This is a genomic window from Rhizobium sp. NFR12, from assembly GCF_900108545.1.
Taxonomy (GTDB): domain Bacteria; phylum Pseudomonadota; class Alphaproteobacteria; order Rhizobiales; family Rhizobiaceae; genus Neorhizobium; species Neorhizobium soli.
In genome coordinates this window covers 1248929-1269673 of record NZ_FNWM01000001.1, presented here as the reverse complement: position 1 = coordinate 1269673, position 20745 = coordinate 1248929, and the positions used below count along the sequence as shown (strand labels likewise).

Sequence of the window (20745 nt, the reverse complement as noted above, 5' to 3'; positions counted from 1 at the left end):
GAAATGCCGCTCTTTTCAAGCAGTTCTAACCGTTTCCGGAATCAGAATACCAGAGGCGCCAGCACCGCATACCCCTTCGGCGGAAAATCGAACGCGAAGGTCTTTTCGATCACATCGTCCTTGTTGTCTTCAAGAACCGCTTCGACCCGCTGACAGTAGCGCTTGGACGTCGGGTTCATACGCTTGGCGGCGTGGCCAGCATTGTATTTGAGGATCGTGCCGCAAATCTTGCCGCCGCCCAGATCATGGGCGCCCGCCAGATACTTCATGCCGTAGCGAATGTTGGTTTCCGGATCGTAGAGGCCATAATCAGGGCCCTTGTAGCCCATCAGCCTTGCGGTCGCCGGCTTCACCTGCATCAGGCCGATCTCGCCGGCACTGCCCTTCACGGTCGGGCGGAAATTGCTTTCGATCTGCACGACAGCCTCAGCAAGGTCGAACGGCACATCGTATTGATCGGCATATTTGGCGATCAGCGTCGTATAATGCATCCGGCGAACCATCTGCCTCTCGGTGGCCGTCGGGGCCGCAAACCCGGTTTCGCGTGTCTCCCAGGGAATGGTCAGCGGTTTGACATAAACCCGAACCACGTCTCCGCCGTCTTCGGCACGCACAGATCCACATCCCGCGAAAAGCATGGCAATGCCTGCCGCGACCGCACAAGTCATCTTAGTCAATTCTAAAGTATCTCCGGAACAACAGGCTCGCGGGATATCGTGATACGCAAACATCCCTCGTCGCGACGCCGGACGACGACGCGAGGTTTTACAAGACCTGTAGGTTTATCTTGGCAGCCCCCGTCTGGGGACGCTGCGTTAGCAACTCTTTAGAAAGCCGCATTAAGGAGATCATGTGGCAATGCAAAAAAGCCCTGTCCGCAAACGCTTCCGACAGTTTCGCGAAGCTTGCGCCTAGCTGTATTTCGGCAGTGCCTTGAGCAGCCGATGCAGCGTGTCGATCGTCGAAAAATCGGCAATCCCATCGACCAGCGCGGGCCTGAAATGCCGTTGGAAAGCCTCGACGACGCCCTTCGTGCGATCACAGAATGTGCCCGTGATTTCAATCTCGTATCCGTAGAGCGACAGCATCGACTGCAGGGCCTCGATCGGCTGACCACTTTCGCCGTGCTGGAAAAACCGGCCGCCGCTGATCTGACCTGGCTCGACCCAGTGACCGATCCCCGCCAAATACAATTTCTGCCAGGGGAAATTTTCGCCCGGGTCGAGCTTGCGGATGGGGGCGACATCCGAGTGTCCGACGACCCGTTCCCGAGATATTCCCCAGCGATTGCCGCAGTCTCGACACAATTCGACGACCGCATCGATCTGGATATCCGGAAAATGGGGAAGTCCGCCGGGATGTCCGGGATTGGCGATTTCGATCCCGATGGAGCAGGAATTGATGTCCGTTTCGCCGGCCCAGCTGCTTTTGCCCGCATGCCAAGCGCGCCGCGCCTCGGGAACAAGCTGCACGATCCGGCCGTCTTCATGGATGAAATAGTGACTGGAGACCTGGCTCGCCTCGTTGCGAAGCCATGCCAGCGCCTGATCGGCATCAGGCATGCCGGTATAATGCAGGAGGATCATGTCCGGCTGGCGCCCGCCTGCCCTTTCCCCATGATTTGGCGAAGGCTCGACCGTGGCGCGGGCATGATCGGCGGCAAAGGAAGCCGGAATTGTCATGCCGCGCGGCGCTCTTTCTCGATCGCTTCATAGGCCGCGTTGAGCGCGGCCATCCGTTCGGTCGCAGCCGCATGCAGTGTTGCCGGCACGCCGCGTGCGATCAGCCGGTCGGGATGATGCTCCGAAACCAGCAGACGGTACTGTTTGCGAATCGCCGAGAAATCATCGTCACGCGAAACGCCGAGCACCAGATACGGGTCACGACCGTCGAGATGCACGTGGCGGGCCATGATGCGGCGGAAATGTTCCTCGTCGATCCGGAAGATTTCGGCGATGCGCGCCAGAAACGCCAGCTCGCTCTCATGCACGAGACCATCCGCCTTGGCGATATGAAACAGACCATCGACGACGCTCTCAAGCATCGGGCAGTTTTCCATGTCGCCGCTGCTGCACAGCCCCGAAAGCTTCGTGGCATACGCCTCGTAGCCGGCAATGTCCTGGCGTGCGAGGTTATAGAGACGTGCAACGTTGCGCGCTTCCTCGGCCGGGAAATCGAAAATCTGCTGGAAGGCACTCACTTCGGCTTCGGTGACCACGCCATCGGCCTTCGCCATCTTTGCAGACAGGGCGATGATCGCCACCGAGAAGGAAACCTGGCGCCGTGTTTCCGGATCGCCCTCGAACATGGTGCGGATCGCATCGACGACTCGGTTGAGCACACCGCCCGCGGCATCGCCGACGGCACCGAGCAACCTTTCCCACAGGGAGGACAATTGGAGGCAATTGAAATCGAAAATCATCCCTTAAATGACCAGATAACCGACGTTTTGGCAAGCTGAGGACGGTCCGCTGAAGATTAAACTCTGTTCATGTTTTTCGAACAATCATGCAGAAAGCCCGGTCTGTCCGGCAACGGCACAAAGTCGTTGACGGCCAATGGGTCGAAACGCCGACCAAAACGACCCGTCCTGCCGTGTGCCACGGCAGCCCGCGAGGCTGGTGATTTCTTTGAAACGATTAGATCGGGGAACGGACAGGAAAAACCTCGAAGCGACGGAATTTTCTTGAGAAATTCACTTTACAGGCTCTAGCTGGTGTCGCATCCATTCATCCCGTTTTGTCAGTTTCTTGCGCCCTGAGCGCATCAAGGAGGATCGATGTCCAAACAGAAAGTCGCACTGCTGACCGCCGGTGGCCTTGCGCCCTGCCTCTCGTCTGCCGTCGGCGGATTGATCGAGCGCTACTCGGATGTTGCCCCTGATCTGGACATCATTGCCTACCGCTCCGGCTACCAGGGCGTGCTCTTGGGCGACAGTATCGCGATCACATCCGAGATGCGTGAAAAGGCTCCTCTCCTTCATCGTTACGGCGGCTCGCCGATCGGCAACAGCCGCGTCAAGCTCACCAACGCCGCCGATTGCGTCAAGCGTGGCCTCGTCAAGGAAGGCGACAACCCACTGCAGGTCGCAGCCGAACGGCTTGCCAAGGACGGCGTGACGATCCTTCACACGATCGGCGGCGACGACACCAACACGACGGCAGCCGATCTCGCAGCCTACCTCGGCGCAAATGGCTATGATCTCACCGTCGTCGGTCTTCCGAAGACCGTCGATAACGACGTTGTGCCAATCCGCCAGTCGCTCGGCGCATGGACGGCCGCCGAAGTCGGCGCGCGTTTCTTCGACAATGTCAGCAACGAGCAGACCGCCGCCCCCCGCACCTTCGTGATCCACGAAGTCATGGGTCGCCACTGCGGCTGGCTGACGGCCGCAACGGCGCGCGCCTATATCGAGCAGAGCCGCGGCAACGAGTATGTCGACGGCCTCATGATGAACGCCGAGCTGAAAAGCATCGATGGCCTCTATTTGCCGGAACTGGAGTTCGACCTCGAACAAGAGTCTGCACGCCTGAAGCGCGTGATGGAAGAACGCGGCACCGTGACGATCTTCGTCTCGGAAGGTGCCGGCATGAATACGATCATCGCGGAACGGGAAGCCGCCGGCGACACCGTCAAGCGCGATGCGTTCGGCCATGTGAAGCTCGACACGATCAATGTCGGCGGCTGGTTCCAGAACCAGTTTGCGGGCCTGATCGGCGCCGAACGCTCGATGGTCCAGAAGTCAGGCTATTTCGCCCGCTCGGCCCCGGCCAATGGTGATGATCTTCGCCTCATCCAGGGCATGGTCGATCTTGCGGTCGAAAGCGCTCTCAACAAGGTGTCCGGCGTCACCGGCCATGATGAAGACCAGGGCGGAAAACTGAGAACCATCGAATTTCCCCGAATCAAGGGTGGAAAACATTTCGATCTGACGGCAAAATGGTTCGGCGAGGTGATGGACCATATCGGCCAGCCCTACGAAACCGTATAACGCGTCGCGCTGAGCGACAAACGAGAGCCGTGGGCTCCGGAGGAATGTGATGACGATCGAAACATGGTTCGCATTTGCCGCGACCGCTGTGGCCCTCGTCATCCTTCCCAACCCGCTGACGAGGACAGTCGCGCTCTATTCCAAGCAGCGCGGCCGTCTAAGCGCAGTCGTGACGGTCCCCGCATTGGCCTTGGGACTGGGTCTCGCCTTCACCGCGGGCCTCGCGCCGCTACTGCTTGTCTGTTTTTACGCGCCATCGGCCATGACCGCGATCGGCTGGGTCGGCATCGCCTACGCCATGGTCTATGTACTCTGGTGCTTCCAGGACCCACAGGTCCGCGCGCCGCTCGCCGACAATGACAATCTGCCGACGCGGCGGTTTGACCGGATCTTCGCAGACGTCTTCGTTCGATGCGTTCGCACCCCCAGATACGCGATCATTCTTGCCGCGCTGACTGCACAGTTTCTGCGCCCTTCGCTGTCGCTCTCGCTCCAGGCCGAAGTGCTGACGGCGATTTTTCTCGCCTCCATCGCTGGCAGTGCGTTGGCACAGGCACTCATCCCCAGCCTTGCGCTGCGGGGCACAAAGCGATTTTCGAGGCGCAATCCAGCCTTGAACAAGCCCGGCACGGTATTCATCGCCAGGCGTGCCGTGACGGCTGGTTTCCGGCGAATCGCTGCTTGAGGAAACAGAAAGCGTCCTTCGACTTGCCGGGCGCCGCCTTATACGTTAATGGAAATCCACAATCGGTGACTTTTTGGCGGGTACGGTAACCATTTCAAATGAGAGCAACCTGATGACGGTGGTCAGATTCGTCAGCCGTAGAGCTGCTGTGGCGCTTGCGATGTCTTCCGTTCTGGCTGGATGCTCCAGCGTTGAGCGCGATACAAAAGTCGCTTCCGGTCAGCCGTCTCAGACCACGTCAGCTGACGGTCAGCTCGTCATCCAGTACAATTCTTCCGCCGACGATCAATCTCAACAAATGGCGCCCGGGCAGACAATGGCGCAGATCGCCAAGAGCGGTCGCATTGCCGTTCCGGTTCCGCCGACCGTAGAAACCGTATCGGCTCAGAATGCCGCCATGGCGTCTCCGACCATGGCGCCGATCGTTGCCTTCGCGCCGCCGCCGATCGCAACCGCGGTCCAGCCTGTGAGCCTTGCTTCCGCGCAGCCGCTCAAGCCGGCAGCCGGTTCGGTCATGACCCAGAAGTCGAGCCGTCTCGTGTCGCCGCCGGTCGCGACCGCCGTTGCGTCTGGCCAGATCCAGCCGGCAGCGGCGCAGGCCATCGCGCTCGACGAGGAAGAACTGACGCCGGATATGGTGGCGCTGCAATCGGTCGTGCCGACACCGCGTCCAGCCACGCTTACATCGAGCGCTATTGCTGGTGCTGCAACGCCGGCTGCCGCAAGCTCCACGCTTGCCTATGCAGCCGCACCCCGCGCTGTGGCTGCGGTCTCGGCCATGGGCAATATCAAGGACTTTCCGCCGGCTCCCGGCGAGCCGATGCCGGATACCGCGTCGAACGCGCCCGCAGACCTCAAGAAGCTCATCAAGCGCTATGCCGGTCTCTACGGCGTCCCGGAATCGCTGGTGCACCGCGTCGTCCATCGCGAAAGCAAATACAATCCCAAGGCCTACCACAAGAATGGCTACTGGGGCCTGATGCAGATCAAGTACTCGACCGCGAAGTCGATGGGCTATCAGGGCAAGCCGGAAGGCCTGCTGGACGCCGAGACCAATCTTAAATACGCGATCCGATATCTCCGCGGCGCCTGGCTCGTTGCCGACAACAAGAACGACAACGCCATCCGCCTCTATGCCCGCGGTTATTACTACGACGCCAAGCGTCGCGACATGCTGCATGTGCTGAAGGCTGATCAGAGCCCCACGACACCCGTCGCCTTCGCAACAGCGCCGAACAGCAAGCCCGGTTCGTAACCCAGCGACCGGGGCGTCAGCCCAAGCCGCACCACCACGAGATCAGCCGACGGCATGACCGCGATGGTCTGCCCGTCATGGCCCTGCAGGTAGAACGTATCTTCAGGCAGCGCCACGTCGTCTGGCTTTGGTAGCCACGTCTGCATCTTCGAAAACCGTCCGCCCGAATGGGCATTCGGCTCCTGCATCAGATGCACGAAACCGTCCGGCAGCAGCTGCATCCCGTTCCACACCCCGTCGCGCGCCAGAAACAGGCCGAACCGTGCCCAGTCGCGCCCGGTCGCATAGAGATAGGAACTGCCGGCAAACGTCCCCGCCGCATCCGGCTCCATGACGGCGCTTGTCATGCCGAGCGGATCGAACAATGCGCGAGAGGGATAGCCAAGAGCCGTCGCGCGATCACCGATCCTGTCCATCCAGATCTTCGACAGCAATACGCTGGAGCCCGACGAGTAACTGAAACGCGAACCGGGATCGGCCTCGAGCGGGATCGTTTCCGTGAAGGCGGCCATGTCGGGTTCGAGGTAGAGCATCCGTGTGACATCGGCGACGGCACCGTAGTTCTCGTTGAAACCAAGCCCGCTCTCCATGGCAAGAAGGTTGGCAAGCGTGATTTCGCGTCGGTTGTCGTTGCTCCACGCGGGCAGAAGATCACGATCTCCGAGCGACATCCGGCCGCTGTTCATCAATGTGCCGATCAGCGCCGCATTGACGGTTTTCGTCATTGACCAGCCGAGCAACGGCGTATCCTTCGAGAAGCCGTCTCCATACCCCTCGCCGATGATGCGCCCGTTCTTGACGACCACCACAGCCCGCATGCCAGGCCCCGTCAGTGCCTTATCCTCTAGCACCGCCATCACACGCGGATCGCGTTCGACCCCCTGCCCTACCGGCCAGGCCGGAGCTTCATCGACGGAAGGTGATGATCGCGGCGGCAGCGCGACTTGCGGCAACGCCGAACCATCCGGCGAAACGGTGCAGCCGAGGCCAGGCCTGTAGGTTGCCTGATTGGTTCCGATGAAGCCAAGCAGCCCGGCATCGACCCGACCGGCATCGCGGTCAACGGTCACCCGCATCATCAGGAGCAGCGGGTTGCCCGGCGCCTGCACGTCGCTCGCCAGCACCTCTTGCGGATCGCGTCCGGCCAGAAACACGTTGGAGCAGACGATCTTGGCCGCATAGCCGCTTCCTACCCGAAGCAGTTGCGGCGGCGCAATGGTGATCCACGCAAGTCCCCCGACGATACCAAGTACCAATGCTCCTGCAGTTCCCGTCACGATCCGCTTCATCAGGCGCATATGTCAAATGTCCTTGTTCACCAACAGCCCGCGTCATCCAGCTGTAGCATGCCGGGTTTAGGCCTGCGTTCTACAGATCGCGAAATAATTCACGCAGCGAGAGACGCAATGGCCGACGTCGTCAGGGAAACCGGTTTCACCAGCAATCAGAAGCTCAAGGATGCGCTGCTCCAGCACAAACTATTTTCGCGCGAAGGGCTGTCGGAACGGCTGTTCGGGCTCCTGTTTTCCGGTCTCGTCTATCCGCAGATCTGGGAAGATCCAGACGTCGACATGGAAGCAATGGAGCTTTCAGCCGAGCACGCGATCGTCACCATCGGCTCCGGTGGCTGCAACATGCTGGCCTACCTCTCCCGCGATCCGCGCAGCATCGATGTCGTGGATCTCAACCCCCACCATGTCGCGCTGAATCGGCTGAAGCTCGCGGCATTCCGTCATCTGCCGAGCCATATGGATGTCGTCAGGTTTCTCTCGGCGCAAGGTACACGATCGAACAGCGTTACCTTCGACAGACTGATCGCGTCGCATCTGGATCGCGCAACCCGCAGTTACTGGCAGAAGCGGTCTATCACCGGCCGTCGCCGCATCTCCGTGTTCGACCGCAACATCTACCGCACCGGTCTTCTCGGCCGGTTCATCGGCGCGGGACACCTTCTGGCGCGCCTGCATGGCGTCGATCTGACGAAGATGGCGCAGACCAAATCGGTCCGAGATCAGCGCCGCTTCTTCGACGAAGAGATCGCGCCCCTGTTCGACAGAAAACTGGTCCGCTGGATCACCTCGAACAAGAGCTCGCTGTTCGGACTTGGCATTCCGCCGCAGCAATATGACGAGCTGGCCGGCATGGCGACCGGCGGCAGCGATAACGGCTCAATCGCGACCGTGCTGCGGGAGCGTCTCGAAAAGCTCGCCTGTCATTTTCCTCTGAAGGACAATTATTTCGCCTGGCAGGCGTTTGTCCGCCGCTATCCCGCCGCCCACGAAGGCACGCTGCCCACCTATCTCAAGGCAGGCAACTACAAGGCGATCCGGGCCGCCACAGACCGGGTCGCGGTTCACCACGAGAGTTTCACCGCTCTCCTCAAGCGCAAGACGGCGGGCTCCGTCGATCGCTACGTCTTGCTGGACGCGCAGGACTGGATGAACGACCAGCAGATCAACGACCTCTGGTCGGAGATCGACCGGACGGCCGCTGTCGGCGCAAGGGTGATCTTCCGGACGGCCGCCGAGCGCAGTGTCATCGAAGGGCGCCTCTCGCCCTCGCTTGCCGCGCGCTGGACCTATCTCGACGAGCGCTCGCAGGCCCTCAACCTGCAGGACCGCTCCGCCATCTACGGCGGCTTCCATGTCTACGCAAAGGCCGACTGATGGCAGAGACCGACGCAGGCAACCTCGGACCGGCCAATCGTGAAGAGATCGGCCATGCCGGCAGGATGGACCGGATGTACCGCTACCAGCGGCATATCTACGACCTCACCCGCAAATACTATCTCCTGGGACGCGATGGCACGATCGCAGGCCTTGCCCCGCCAGTCGGAGGAAGCGTGCTGGAAGTCGGCTGCGGAACCGGCCGCAACCTTCTCCTCGCCCACAAGCTTTTCCCGAACGCGAAACTTTACGGCCTCGATATCTCCGCGCAGATGCTCCAGACGGCAGACGCGAATTTCCGCGGCACGGAAATAAAGCCTATTCTGAAGGTCGCAGATGCCACGACATTCACGGCGGAGGAGTTCGGCGTCAACGGTTTCGACCGGATCCTCATTTCCTATGCCCTGTCGATGATCCCAGACTGGGAGAAGGCGATCGACGCCGCCCTTGCGGCGCTTTCGCCTCAAGGGTCGCTGCATATCGTCGACTTCGGACAGCAGGAAAACCTGCCGAACATCATGGGGTCTGCGCTCAAGTCCTGGCTCGCCCGCTTTCATGTGACCCCGCGCGCCACCCTCGAACAGGCGCTGGAAAAGCGTCTCGCAACGGCAAAGGCCGACATGATGTTCGAGGTGATCGGCCGCGGCTATGCCTGGCGGGCGATCCTTCGCCGCCGGGGATAATCACTAAGCGTATTCCAGATCTTGCTTTCTAACTGAATTTTTACGAGCTTATGGTAAACGGGACGCTACGCCTCCCTTTTGCCCACTCGATCGCGGACAAGGCTCTTTGTCTCTGCCCTAACACGGAACCTTCATGCCCCGGCTTCCAACCGTTCTTTCTGCTGCCGTCCTGTCTGCCGCGCTTCTGATGTCCGGTTGTACGTCCACGAGCTACGATCTGGTCGATACTGGCTCTGTCCGGCAGATGAAGTTCAAGGACACGGATCCGCAGGATTTCGGCGCCAACCATCCGGGCCGCCACGAGGTTCACGGCATCGACCTGTCGAAATGGAACGGGACCGACATCGACTGGCAGACGGTGAAGAAATCCGGCGTCGCCTTCGTCTTCATCAAGGGCACCGAGGGCAAGGACCGCATCGATTCCGCCTTCACCACCCATTGGCGCAACGCCGCCAATGCGGGCATTCCGCACGCGGCCTATCACTTCTACTACTTCTGCTCGACACCGGAAGATCAGGCAGACTGGTTCATCGCCAACGTGCCGAAGGAAGCAAACATGCTGCCGCCGGTGCTGGACATGGAATGGAACCACGCCTCGCCCACCTGCAAGCTGAAGCCGGATCCGCAGACCGTGCGGGCCAGCATGAAGCGCTTCATGGACAGGATCGAGGCCCACTACGGCAAGCGCCCGATCATCTACACGTCGGTCGATTTCCACCGCGACAACCTCGTCGGCGCCTTCCCCAACTACCATTTCTGGGTTCGCTCGGTCGCCGCCCATCCGACCAAGATCTATACGGACCGCAAGTGGGCGTTCTGGCAATACACGGCAACAGGCGTTGTCCCGGGCGTCAAAGGCGCAACCGATATCAATGTCTTTGCCGGAAACAGCAAAGCGTGGAAGACGTTTATTGCGTCGGCCGACTGATGTGCTAACCCGCACAAGCTCTCTGGCAATGTATCTGACGTTACGCTAAAACCGGCGCGACCTGAGGGTCTGCGCCCATGTCCACCAGTGACCATGTCGCGCGGAAGAAATCGATTTTAGGAAACCGCTGATGTCTTCGACACTTGTCCGCCGCGCAGCTTTGGCTTGTGCTCTCGCCGCCTGCCTCTCTTCCACCGCCCTTGCCCAGACAGCTGCTCAGCCGACCGCACCGCCAATTCCGGCAGCACCTTGCGGTGGCGATCTCGCGACCTTCCTCGACGGCGTCAAGGCTGACGCGATCAAGGCCGGCGCTACCGCTGCCGCCGCGGATCAGGCATTTGCAGGCGCCGAGATCGACCAGAAGGTTCTGTCACGCGACCGCGCGCAGGGCGTCTTCCGCCAGACTTTCCTCGAATTCTCGCAGCGGACCGTCAGCCAGGGCCGCCTCGATATCGGTCGTCAGAAGATGAAGCAGCTTTCGGATGTCTTCGGCCGCGCCCAGACCGAATTCGGCGTCGCACCTGGAGTCATCACCGCATTCTGGGCGATGGAAACCGATTTCGGTGCCGTTCAGGGCGATTTCAACACCCGCAACGCGCTCGTGACGCTGTCGCATGACTGCCGCCGTCCTGGCCTGTTCCGGCCGCAGCTGATCGCGCTGATCGAGATGGTCCAGCACGGCGATCTCGACCCGGCCACCAACACCGGCGCATGGGCCGGCGAAATCGGCCAGGTGCAGATGCTGCCGGAAGACATCATCGCGCACGGCGTCGATGGCGACAACAGCGGCCACATCAACGTCAAGACGAGCGGTCCCGACGCCATCCTGACGGCGGCCAAATTCATTCAGAGCATGGGCTTCACGCCCGGCCAGCCCTGGATCCAGGAAGTGACGCTACCGGAAAGCCTGCCCTTCGAAAAGAGCGGCCTCGGCAACGAGATCCCGGCCAGCGAATGGTTTTCCTATGGCGTCACGCCGCGCGACGGCGTCACGTCCTTCGGCAATCTGCCGGCAGCACTCGTTCTGCCGCAGGGCCGCAAGGGACCCGCGTTCCTGACCTATCCGAACTTTGGCATCTACCTGCAGTGGAACCAGTCGTTCATCTACACGACGTCGGCCGCCTATTTCGCCACCCGCCTCTCCGGCGCCCCGCCTTACCTGAAGGGCAACCCGGAACCGGGTCTCGACGATACGGGCATGAAGGCACTGCAGACCAAGCTTCAGGCGCATGGCTATGACGTCGGCAAGATCGATGGCATTCTGGGCTCCGGCACGCGCGTTGCCGTCCAGAAGGAACAGGCACGCCTCGGCATGCCGGCCGACGGCTGGCCGACCCAGACTTTGCTGTCCGCGCTCTGATCAGCGGGCCTTGCATCACATGACATGAAACGGGTGGCGGGCTGACCGCCGCCCGTTTTATCTTCGAGCAGCATCAATAAAGGCATTCCATGTCATCCGCCGCAGCCAGACTGACCCCCGTCGCCTGGGCATTGCTGTTCGTGCTCGGCCTTCTCTGGGGCGGCTCGTTCTTCTTCGCCCGCATCGCCGTCCAGGAAGTACCGCCGTTCACGCTGGTGTTTCTGCGCCTCGGTCTTGCGGCGCTCGCTCTCCACATCTACCTGCACGGCCGCAACGGAACCTACTCCATCCTTGCCACCCACTGGCGCGCCTTTGTCGCAATGGGCTTCCTCAACAACGCTCTGCCGCACACGCTGATCTTCTTCGGCCAGACGGAGATCGGCGCAGGCCTTGCCTCGATCCTCAACGCGACGACGCCGATCTGGACCGTCATCATCGCCAACCAGTGGACGTCGGACGAAAAGCTGACCGGGGCAAAGCTCGCAGGATGCGCTGCAGGCCTTGTCGGCACCTGCATCCTGATCGGCCCGAGCACGATTACAGATACGGCAGCACCGCTCTGGGCGCTGCTCCTGCCGATCGGCGCCGCGATCTCCTATGGTATCGCCGGCACCTACGGAAAACGCTTCCGCGGCATACCGGCCCCGGTGACGGCCACGGGACAGCTCACGGCGTCGAGCCTGATGATACTGCCGGTCTCGCTGGTTGCGGACCAACCCTGGACGCTTGCTGCACCGTCTCCTCACGTCGTCATGGCTATCGTAGCGTTGGCGTTACTCTCGACCGCGCTCGCCTACCTGATCTTCTTCAGGGTCCTGGCACTGGCCGGCGCAACCAACGCTTCCCTCGTCACGCTGCTCATCCCTCCGAGCGCCATTCTTCTGGGAGTATTCTTCCTCGGCGAACGACTGGAATGGAATGATATTGCCGGCATGGCGGTCATCTGTGCAGGGCTCCTTCTGCTGGATGGGCGAATCCTTCGCACCCGCACAACAGCGACGTAGTCCTCGCTGGAAACGGTACTGTTAACCGTCTGATCGCGATATTTAACACTTTGAAAACTTCCGTTAACGGGGCTTTCCGTTGTCAAATCAATAAGATGGAAAATGATCGGTCGGTTTCGGCCGCATCTTGATGCGCCGCAGCACAGTTTCCCTCTTTCCATTTGCCATGAAACAGACATAAACTCTGTCAGTCAACGCAAGGAGGCAGACATGGGAAGAACCTACCCTCTCAATGTCCTGGTGGTTGGTATTGCGTTTGTGTTCGTCGCTTCGATGTTGTTCATCTAGACGCATTCCAAAACAACGCATGCAACCGGTGACCGGTGATACCTCGGACTGACCGTTTGATAATCGGCAGCATTACAAAAGCGCATGTTCCCGCATGGAACATGCGCTTTTTCATTGTCGGAGCTACGCAGCGTTACCGACGTTCGCATCCTTGTCAGGGTGCCGGCCAAGCCGTTCCAGCACACCTGAGACCAGCGGGACGCGGTTCATCGTGTAGAGATGGAAGTGATCGTGACCGCGGCGCATCAGGTCTGCGATCTGCTCGGCTGCAACATCGGCCGCAACCTTGGCACGATCATCAGGCTTGTCGTCCAACCCTTCGAAACGGGCATCGAGAAACGCCGGAACGGTGGCGCCGCAGCGGCCCGCAAAACGCTTCAGCTGCGTCAGGTTCTGGATCGGCATGATACCCGGCACGATCGGGATGGTGATGCCGGCTGCATGAACGGCCTCGAGATAGCGCTCGAACACCTCGTTGTCGAAGAAGAACTGCGTCAGGGCGCGGTTGGCACCTGCATCCGCCTTGCGCTTGAGCGTATCGATATCGGCAGCCATGCTCGGGCTTTCCGGATGCATTTCCGGATAGGCGGAGACGGAAATATCCATGTCGCCATACTCGACCAGCATGCGCACCAGATCGGCTGTGTCGGAGAAACCGTCGGGATGCGGCGTATAGGCCGCGCCGACGCCTGCGCTCGAATCCCCACGCAGCGCAACGATGCGACGAACGCCCGCTGCCCGGTACTCCTCGACAACAGACTTGACCTCCTCGCGCGCGGCATCGACGCAGGTCAGATGCGCAGCGGTCTGGAGTTTGGCATCGTTGATCATACGCTGAACCGCTGCGAGCGTCGGCTCGCGCGTGGAGCCTCCGGCGCCATAGGTCATCGTGACGAATTCCGGCTTGAAGGCTGCAAGCGCATCGACCGTTTCCCAGAGCTGCGTCTGCATCTCATCGGACTTCGGCGGAAAGAACTCGTAGGAGAGCTTGAACGGGGCCTTGGCTGCGGGTGTATCCATGATCAGGCTCCTAGATAACGGTTTCGGCGAGAGCGGGTGTGTCGGCTTTCGCCATCAGCAGGCGACGGTCGCCGGCAAGCCACACGGTCACCGTGAGGGCGCCTTCGCGGCCGGGGCTGAGGTCGATCACCTTTTGAACGTCCAGGCCCACTCTGTTCAGCCACTCGTTCATCGCCTGATGCGAAAAACCGAGGCGCAGATGCGCGTGCTCGTCACGCAGATGCTCCAGCGCATGCGGCGCAAAATCGACGATCAGCAATCGCCCGCCGGGCCGCAGCATGCGGGCGGCTTCGGCGATCGCTAGATCAGGCCGGTCGAGAAAATGCAGTACCTGGTGAATGGTGATGAGATCGAAATCCTGGCCTTCAACAGGCGGATTGAGAATGTCGCCGTGCCGGACCGATGCCTTGACGATGCCTGCATCGTCGAGATTGGACCGGGCGACAGACAGCATGTCGCGGCTGGCATCGACACCGATCGCGCGGCGATAGCGGCTTGCCAGCAACTGCAGGATCCAGCCCGTTCCCGTGCCGAGATCGAGCAGCGAATCAACCGGCGAAGGACCGATCAGCCGCAGCAGCGCCTCTTCGACCGTCTCGTCGCTGGCATGCAGACGACGAAGCTCGTCCCACTGCGAAGCGTTGCGGCTGAAATACTCCTGCGCCTTCGCCGAGCGCTGGTTTTTCACAGTTGTCAGACGCTCGCGGTCACGCACAAGCACCGGATCATCCTGCGAAGCGGAGGCGAGCAAAGTCTGGACCAGTGCAGCGCCGTTCCCTTCCTGGCGCAGCCGAAAGTAAGCCCAGGCGCCTTCCTGGTATCGCTCGATCAGCGCTTCTTCGGTCAACAGCTTGAGATGACGCGAGATCCGAGGCTGGGACTGACCTAGAATTTCGGTCAGATCCGTGACGGTCAGATCGCCTGCGGCCAAAAGCACCAGCAAACGAAACCGTGTGGGCTCCCCTGCCGTCTTCAGCACATCCACCAGTTCATCGAGGACCAACCCCATACAACACGCCTTCACAATCAACATATAAAGATATGTTTATGTGATTTCAAATTGCCACGCAAGACGCAACAGAAGCTGAGCAGGCATTCCTACAAAAAAACCCGGGGACGACCCCGGGTTTTGTAAGCTTCAAACTGCGTCTTTCGCAGTTAGCGCGTCAGGCGCTTGTGAGCCTGGCTGCCGGGATTGAGAGCATCAGGGCCGAGACGACGGATCTTGTCCTCTTCGTAATCCTCGAAGTTGCCTTCGAACCATTCCACATGGCCATCGCCTTCGAATGCGAGGATATGCGTCGCCAACCGGTCGAGGAACATGCGATCATGGCTGATGATGATCGCGCAGCCGGCAAACGCTTCGAGCGCGCTTTCGAGAGCGCCCAGTGTTTCCGTATCAAGGTCGTTGGTCGGTTCGTCGAGCAGCAGAACGTTGCCGCCGGCCTTCAGCATCTTGGCAAGGTGAACGCGGTTACGCTGACCACCCGACAGGTTGCCGACCTTCTGCTGCTGATCGCCGCCCTTGAAGTTGAAGGCGCCGCAATAGGCGCGGGAGTTCATGTCGAACTTGCCGAGCTTGATGACTTCGGCACCGCCCGAGATTTCTTCCCACACGGTCTTGTTGCCGTCGAGAGCATCGCGGCTCTGGTCGACGTAACCGAGATGGACGGTTTCACCGATGCGGACAGAGCCGGCATCCGGCTTTTCCTGTCCCGTGATCATCTTGAACAGGGTCGTCTTGCCGGCGCCGTTCGGGCCGATAATGCCGACGATGCCGCCCGGCGGCAGCTTGATCGACAGGTCGTTGATCAGCGTGCGGCCTTCAAAGCCCTTGTTGATGCCTTCCATCTCGATCACCACCTGGCCGAGACGCTCGGAGACCGGAATGATGATCTGCGCATCGCCTGGACGGATGCCGTCGGCAGCATCCACCAGCTGTTCGTAGGCCTTGATACGGGCCTTGGACTTGGCCTGACGCGCCTTCGGGCTGGACGCGATCCATTCCTGCTCGCGGCTGATCGCCTTCTGGCGGCCGGCATCTTCGCGGGATTCCTGCTGCATGCGCTTGGCCTTCGCCAGCAGGTAAGCCGAGTAGTTGCCCTCGTAGGGAATGCCGCGGCCGCGATCGAGCTCGAGGATCCAGCCGGTGACGTTGTCGAGGAAGTAGCGATCGTGGGTGATCATCATCACGGCGCCGGGATAGTCGCGCAGGTGCTTTTCGAGCCAGGCGATGGTCTCGGCGTCAAGGTGGTTGGTCGGTTCGTCGAGCAGCAGCAGGTCCGGCTGCGACAGAAGCAGGCGGCAGAGCGCGATACGGCGACGTTCACCACCCGAAAGCAGCGTGACGTCCGAATCCTTCGGCGGGCAGCGCAGGGCTTCCATTGCCATTTCGACCTGCTTGTCGAGATCCCAGAGGTTCTGTGCGTCGATGACGTCCTGGAGCTTGGCGCCTTCGTCGGCGGTCTCGTCAGAATAGTTCATCATCAGTTCGTTGTAGCGCTCAAGCACCGCGGTCTTGGCAGCGACGCCGACCATGACGTTCTCGAAAGCGGTCTTTGTCGGGTCGAGATGCGGTTCCTGCTCAAGATAGCCGACGGTCGCACCTTCAGCGAGCCAGGCCTCACCGGTGAACTCCTTGTCCTGTCCGGCGATGATGCGCAGAACCGTCGACTTACCCGCACCGTTCGGACCGAGGATACCGATCTTGGCATCCGGATAGAAGGACAGATTGACGTTCTCGAGGATCTTCTTGGCGCCGTAGGACTTGTTCAGCCCCGACATGTGATAGATGAACTGACGTGCCATGGATAAATGTGCTCCGGGGAATTTGTTTGCCCGCTATGTAGGCGAAGACGGGCTTGGGAGCAACGCATACGAGGCGCAAACCATGCGCTTTCCGAACGGAATCGTGGCACCGGAGGCTTTCTAGCGCAGGTTTGCGTGGTCGATCCGGAAAAGCTGAAACGGATTTGCGCGACCGGTCTCGAGCCGTGCGAGACCGGGCCAGTCCTTGCCCGCGGACAATGCATCGTAGAGCGGCGCCGATCCAGGCTCAGCCTGCGCAGGGAAACGGCAGACCGCCACATAATCGAACGGTGCAAGCGCTTCGCGACGCGTCTCTGGGTCGGTTGTGATGAAGGCTGTATAGGCGTTCGCCATCCCGCGTGAGGCCCGGTGAAACGGGATCGGCCCGACTGTTAGTCCTGAAGGCATCGGGTTCCTCAGCACCGACATGGCAAGTGTCGGGGGTGCTAGAAGATGCCCTTGGCCGAGATTTGTGAGAGCGGACATGTCGCCGGCCTTGCAGTCGTCGATGGTCATCGCCTGAACGGCATCGCCGTGTATCGTTTGTGGCCGCGAAAGGCTCCAGAGACCGACCATGAGCAGAAAGACGCCGGTCCCGACGCTGAACAAGGTCCTTGATACTCGGCCGGACTGCCTTGATGTCTGATCGATATGGCGGAGCGCCAGTGGCACGAAAAGTGCGGCGAAGACGAATGGAAAGCGGATATAGCGAAGCAGACCGGTTGCCAGAAGCACACTGACGAGTGCGGTGACGAACAGGATCGCAAGGGCAGGATTACCGGCGCGAACCTCACTCAAGACCCGTGGCGCCGCAAGAGCCAGTATGGTGAGGAAAATACCGATCAACACGATGCCCGGCAACGGCGAGCCGCCTGCATAATGGAGCAGTCCCTGCTCCTGCGGCACCCGGTCGAACCATAGCTGCTTGGCGAGCGGATCCATCCCGACATAGGGGCCCGCAAGGCATTCAGGAAAAGAGATTCCGGTTGCAACGATGACGCCGATCGAGGCAGCGGCAAGAACGGGCAGTTTTACCCAGCCGGATGCATCCGCGAAACATCTGCAGGCAATCCAGGATATGCCGGACAGACCGACAAGAAGAGCGATATAGAGTGCAGAAAACGCATCGCACTGCGTCGACATCGTACCCGAGGCACCAAGCAGTGCCAAAGCTGTTGGAACAGTGGCGATACATATTGTGGCCGCCGCCGCCGAGAGCGTTTCGGCCGCCCTGGTCGCCCCTGCGACGAATGCCACAAAAAGTCCGCCGAACATGATGACCAGGAACGGCAGACCTTCGAGTGCGATGGCGACCGACATGACGGTGCCTACCCCGACAACGATACCGCCGCTACGATCGAAGCGGACAAGACCGTAGGCGACAGCCATCAGTGCAACGATCTGAAAATTGTGATGGTCGATCCGACCGGGCGAAAATTCGAAGACCGCATACAGCATCGCGAACGTCCCAGCCGCCAGCCGGAAATAGTGAATCCCCTCAGTGATCGGAGCAATGCGTTTCCAGATCATGGCAACAAACAGCCCATAGACCGAAAGCAGCATCGGAGGCCAGATCAACAGGGACGCGGAGATGGCTTCGTCGCGGCCAAGCAACGGCGTCAGCAGAAGCGAAAGGCCGGCATAGGGAAGATCGACGAGACGAGACCAGGGCGAGACGTAGATCCCTGGGCTGTCGATCATCGGCAATGTCAGGTCCCAGAAGGACCCGGATGCGGATAACAGATGGCGAATCTGAACGCCCCGGAGAACATCATCCACATCCGCGAAGAACAGCCGTCCATCGGAAAGGTCGAGTAGCAGCAAAAGGATTGCCGTCAGGTAGACAACGAAAAAGATCCGCAGAAGCGATCCTTCCTGCCGCGTCGATGACGCGCCTGCCTCGCCTCTCCTCGCGCCAGCCATCCTCGAAGCCACCTGCGTTTTGCCCTTCAGCACCGGCTTACATAGCTTGAATTAACATTGCGCTACCGGATTGCCTCTGCGAAAGATCGAACGGGAGAAGCGGCCGGGCAGGACAAGCGACTGACAGCGTCGGTGCCGCAGGAATAGCGATGTTTGACACAACCAACTGGCTCGATAGTTCGACGGGCGCGCGCCTAGCATTTCATTATCAACCCGCGACATCGGACGGCCGTGGCGTCATCCTCGTCTTGCACGGTCTCGCCGACCATTCCCGCCGTTACCGGCGGTTTGCCGAAGCGATGGCGACGCACGGTTTTCATGTCTATGCGCCCGACCACCGCGGCCATGGCGAGACCACGGCACCCGGCATACCGCTCGGCCGCTTTGCTTTGCGCAACGGTGCAAGGCATGTAACTGCGGATGTGAAAGCGGTTCGCGATCTCGCGGCTGATGCCCATCCGGACCTGCCGATCATTCTCGTCGGGCATTCGATGGGCGGCCTCATCGCCCTCAATGCCGCGATCGATTATCCGCAGGCCTTCGACGGGATTGCCGTCTGGAACTCCAACTTCGATCCAGGCCTTGCCGGGCGCGGTGCCCAGGCAATTCTGCTTGTCGAGCGCGCGCTGAAAGGGTCTGATGTTCCAAGCACGCATCTGCCGAAACTCACTTTCGGGGCATGGGGAAAATCGATCCCCGGCCATCGCACGGATTTCGACTGGCTGAGCCACGACCAAACCGAAGTCGATGCCTATGTTGCCGACCCGCTCTGCGGTTTCGATGCCAGCGTCTCGCTCTGGCTCGACATCTTCGAGATGTCCTACCGGGGACCCGCGCTTCTGGACCGCCTGCCCGCCGACTTGCCGGTCAATCTGGTCGGTGGCACGGACGATCCGGCGACGGATGGAGGGCGCGCCATCCGCTGGCTCGCGGACAGGTTCCAGAAACGCGGCATGCACAATGTCGAGACGATCATCTACCCGCAAACCCGCCACGAGACCCTGAACGATCGCGTCCGCGACCGCGCGACCAACGCCTGCGCCGAATGGGCGAAAACGCTCACCTCGCGTCGCTCAGATCCGTCGCGCGATACCCGCAAGCAAACGGAATGAGTTCATGACATTTCCTCAAGTGCGCTCGGAGAATGCCGAAGGTATAGCTTTGCCATGACGTCACCGCATGCGCATACGAGACCTGCTCTGCAAGCGTCCGGCATTTCCGCCGGCATGGGCCTGATGCTGCTTGCCATGCTGATCACGCCGCTGATCGACGTGTTTTCCAAGCTTGCAACTGCCAACGCCTCCCCGACGCTCATCACGATGGTGCGCTTCATCGTCCAGGGCCTTTGCATGCTGCCGATCGTGCTGTGGACCGGGTCATGGCGCAATTTCTCCTGGGAGCTCAGTTTCTATCACGCCATCCGCGCGGCCGTGATCACGCTCTCGATGATCTGCTTCGTCGCAACGCTCGCCGTCATGGAAGTTGCCGATGCCGTCGCGATCTTCTTCGTCGAGCCGATTATCCTCACCGTCATGTCGTCGATCTTCCTCAAGGAAATCATCGGCTGGCGGCGCTACACGGCTTGCGGCGTCGGCTTCCTGGGCGCGATGATCGTCATCCGCCCGAGCTTCCAGGAAATTGGCTATATCGCGGTATTGCCCGTGGTCACAGCTTTCGGCGTCGCCGTCTTCGCCCTGATGACGCGGGCGCTCGCCCATCGCGAAAACCCATGGTCGATGCAGTTTCAGATGTCGCTCTGGGGAATTCCGATATCAGGTGCCCTCCTCCTGATCGGTCATGTCAGCGGCATCGAATTCATGGCCCCGTCGATCCCCGATTTGACGACGACCACATGGATGGTCGGCGTCGGCACGGTCGCTGCCCTCTCCGGCCTGCTTGCCGTCTATGCCTATCGCGCCGCGCCCGCCTCGGTCATTGCGCCGCTTCAGTATTTCGAGATCGTCTCGGCCACTTTGCTGGGCTGGCTGGTGTTCGGTGATTTCCCGGGTCCGGTCAAATGGCTCGGCATCTCCATCATCATCGGGTCAGGCCTCTACATCATCTGGCGCGAACGCCGCGCCGCCTCGCTCAAGCCCGTCACCAACAGCGAACATACAGTGGTAAGCCCCTGATC

18 protein-coding genes are annotated in these 20745 nt (G+C 60.6%); 10 read left to right on the top strand and 8 right to left on the bottom strand.

Translation table 11 applies throughout. The features are described 5' to 3' along the window. Positions 1 to 41: 41 nt before the first annotated feature. From BLW69_RS06160 to BLW69_RS06150, 3 genes are all read right to left on the bottom strand, one after another. Entirely contained in the window at positions 42 to 668 is a 627-nt protein-coding gene (locus tag BLW69_RS06160; protein ID WP_062581112.1) for a lytic transglycosylase domain-containing protein, read from the bottom strand. Between the two features lie 243 nt (positions 669 to 911). Further along, the gene (locus tag BLW69_RS06155; RefSeq protein ID WP_092660608.1) at positions 912 to 1682 is read right to left on the bottom strand and encodes an N-acetylmuramoyl-L-alanine amidase; all 771 of its coding nucleotides are present in this window, start codon (positions 1680 to 1682) and stop codon (positions 912 to 914) included. Further along, positions 1679 to 2422, bottom strand: a complete 744-nt coding sequence (locus BLW69_RS06150; RefSeq protein ID WP_062456142.1) for a J domain-containing protein — start codon at positions 2420 to 2422, stop codon at positions 1679 to 1681. The genes BLW69_RS06155 and BLW69_RS06150 overlap by 4 nt, the downstream gene beginning before the upstream one ends. Positions 2423 to 2779: 357 nt before the next feature. Between BLW69_RS06150 and BLW69_RS06145 the strand changes: the two genes are divergently transcribed. The 3 genes from BLW69_RS06145 to BLW69_RS06135 all read left to right on the top strand — a co-directional run bounded on the left by BLW69_RS06145 (position 2780) and on the right by BLW69_RS06135 (position 5931). Next, positions 2780 to 3991 carry a pyrophosphate--fructose-6-phosphate 1-phosphotransferase gene (locus BLW69_RS06145; protein WP_062456140.1) on the top strand — a complete coding sequence of 404 codons (1212 nt, stop codon included), beginning with the start codon at positions 2780 to 2782 and terminating at the stop codon, positions 3989 to 3991. A gap of 49 nt (positions 3992 to 4040) precedes the next feature. Then, on the top strand, positions 4041 to 4676 hold the full coding sequence (locus tag BLW69_RS06140) for a hypothetical protein (protein ID WP_062456138.1): 636 nt from the start codon (positions 4041 to 4043) through the stop codon (positions 4674 to 4676). Between the two features lie 112 nt (positions 4677 to 4788). Further along, positions 4789 to 5931: a transglycosylase SLT domain-containing protein gene (locus BLW69_RS06135; protein ID WP_244508752.1), complete on the top strand. Its 1143-nt coding sequence runs from the start codon at positions 4789 to 4791 to the stop codon at positions 5929 to 5931. On the opposite strand, the gene BLW69_RS06130 is transcribed toward BLW69_RS06135, so the two are convergent. Then, positions 5871 to 7229, bottom strand: a complete 1359-nt coding sequence (locus tag BLW69_RS06130) for a serine hydrolase domain-containing protein (protein WP_092660604.1) — start codon at positions 7227 to 7229, stop codon at positions 5871 to 5873. The two genes, BLW69_RS06135 and BLW69_RS06130, sit on opposite strands and share 61 nt — an antisense overlap. Before the next feature lie 108 nt (positions 7230 to 7337). Between BLW69_RS06130 and BLW69_RS06125 the strand changes: the two genes are divergently transcribed. From BLW69_RS06125 to BLW69_RS06105, 5 genes are all read left to right on the top strand, one after another. Next, positions 7338 to 8597: a BtaA family protein gene (locus BLW69_RS06125; RefSeq protein WP_092660602.1), complete on the top strand. Its 1260-nt coding sequence runs from the start codon at positions 7338 to 7340 to the stop codon at positions 8595 to 8597. Beyond that, positions 8597 to 9280 carry a class I SAM-dependent methyltransferase gene (locus tag BLW69_RS06120; protein ID WP_244508751.1) on the top strand — a complete coding sequence of 228 codons (684 nt, stop codon included), beginning with the start codon at positions 8597 to 8599 and terminating at the stop codon, positions 9278 to 9280. Before BLW69_RS06125 ends, BLW69_RS06120 begins: the two co-directional genes overlap by 1 nt. Before the next feature lie 133 nt (positions 9281 to 9413). Beyond that, positions 9414 to 10208, top strand: coding sequence for a glycoside hydrolase family 25 protein (locus tag BLW69_RS06115; RefSeq protein ID WP_062456127.1), 795 nt, complete (start codon positions 9414 to 9416; stop codon positions 10206 to 10208). Positions 10209 to 10338: 130 nt separating this feature from the next. Beyond that, positions 10339 to 11568: a lytic murein transglycosylase gene (locus tag BLW69_RS06110; protein ID WP_092660600.1), complete on the top strand. Its 1230-nt coding sequence runs from the start codon at positions 10339 to 10341 to the stop codon at positions 11566 to 11568. Between the two features lie 89 nt (positions 11569 to 11657). Further along, entirely contained in the window at positions 11658 to 12572 is a 915-nt protein-coding gene (locus BLW69_RS06105; RefSeq protein WP_092660598.1) for a DMT family transporter, read from the top strand. A 411-nt stretch (positions 12573 to 12983) separates the two neighbouring features. On the opposite strand, the gene metF is transcribed toward BLW69_RS06105, so the two are convergent. From metF to BLW69_RS06085, 4 genes are all read right to left on the bottom strand, one after another. Next, positions 12984 to 13880, bottom strand: a complete 897-nt coding sequence (metF, locus tag BLW69_RS06100) for a methylenetetrahydrofolate reductase [NAD(P)H] (RefSeq protein WP_062456114.1) — start codon at positions 13878 to 13880, stop codon at positions 12984 to 12986. Positions 13881 to 13890: 10 nt separating this feature from the next. Then, positions 13891 to 14889, bottom strand: a complete 999-nt coding sequence (locus BLW69_RS06095; protein ID WP_062581130.1) for an ArsR/SmtB family transcription factor — start codon at positions 14887 to 14889, stop codon at positions 13891 to 13893. 149 nt (positions 14890 to 15038) lie between these two features. Next, on the bottom strand, positions 15039 to 16688 hold the full coding sequence (gene ettA / locus BLW69_RS06090; protein WP_062456108.1) for an energy-dependent translational throttle protein EttA: 1650 nt from the start codon (positions 16686 to 16688) through the stop codon (positions 15039 to 15041). A 120-nt stretch (positions 16689 to 16808) separates the two neighbouring features. After that, positions 16809 to 18611 (bottom strand): hypothetical protein, encoded by a 1803-nt coding sequence (locus BLW69_RS06085; protein WP_092660595.1) that lies wholly within the window; start codon positions 18609 to 18611, stop codon positions 16809 to 16811. 149 nt (positions 18612 to 18760) lie between these two features. On the opposite strand from BLW69_RS06085, the gene BLW69_RS06080 reads away from it, so the two are divergent. Next, complete coding sequence (locus BLW69_RS06080) at positions 18761 to 19723, top strand: alpha/beta fold hydrolase (protein ID WP_092660593.1); 963 nt, start codon at positions 18761 to 18763, stop codon at positions 19721 to 19723. Positions 19724 to 19777: 54 nt separating this feature from the next. Then, on the top strand, positions 19778 to 20743 hold the full coding sequence (locus BLW69_RS06075; protein ID WP_092660591.1) for a DMT family transporter: 966 nt from the start codon (positions 19778 to 19780) through the stop codon (positions 20741 to 20743). The last annotated feature ends 2 nt before the right edge of the window (positions 20744 to 20745 follow it).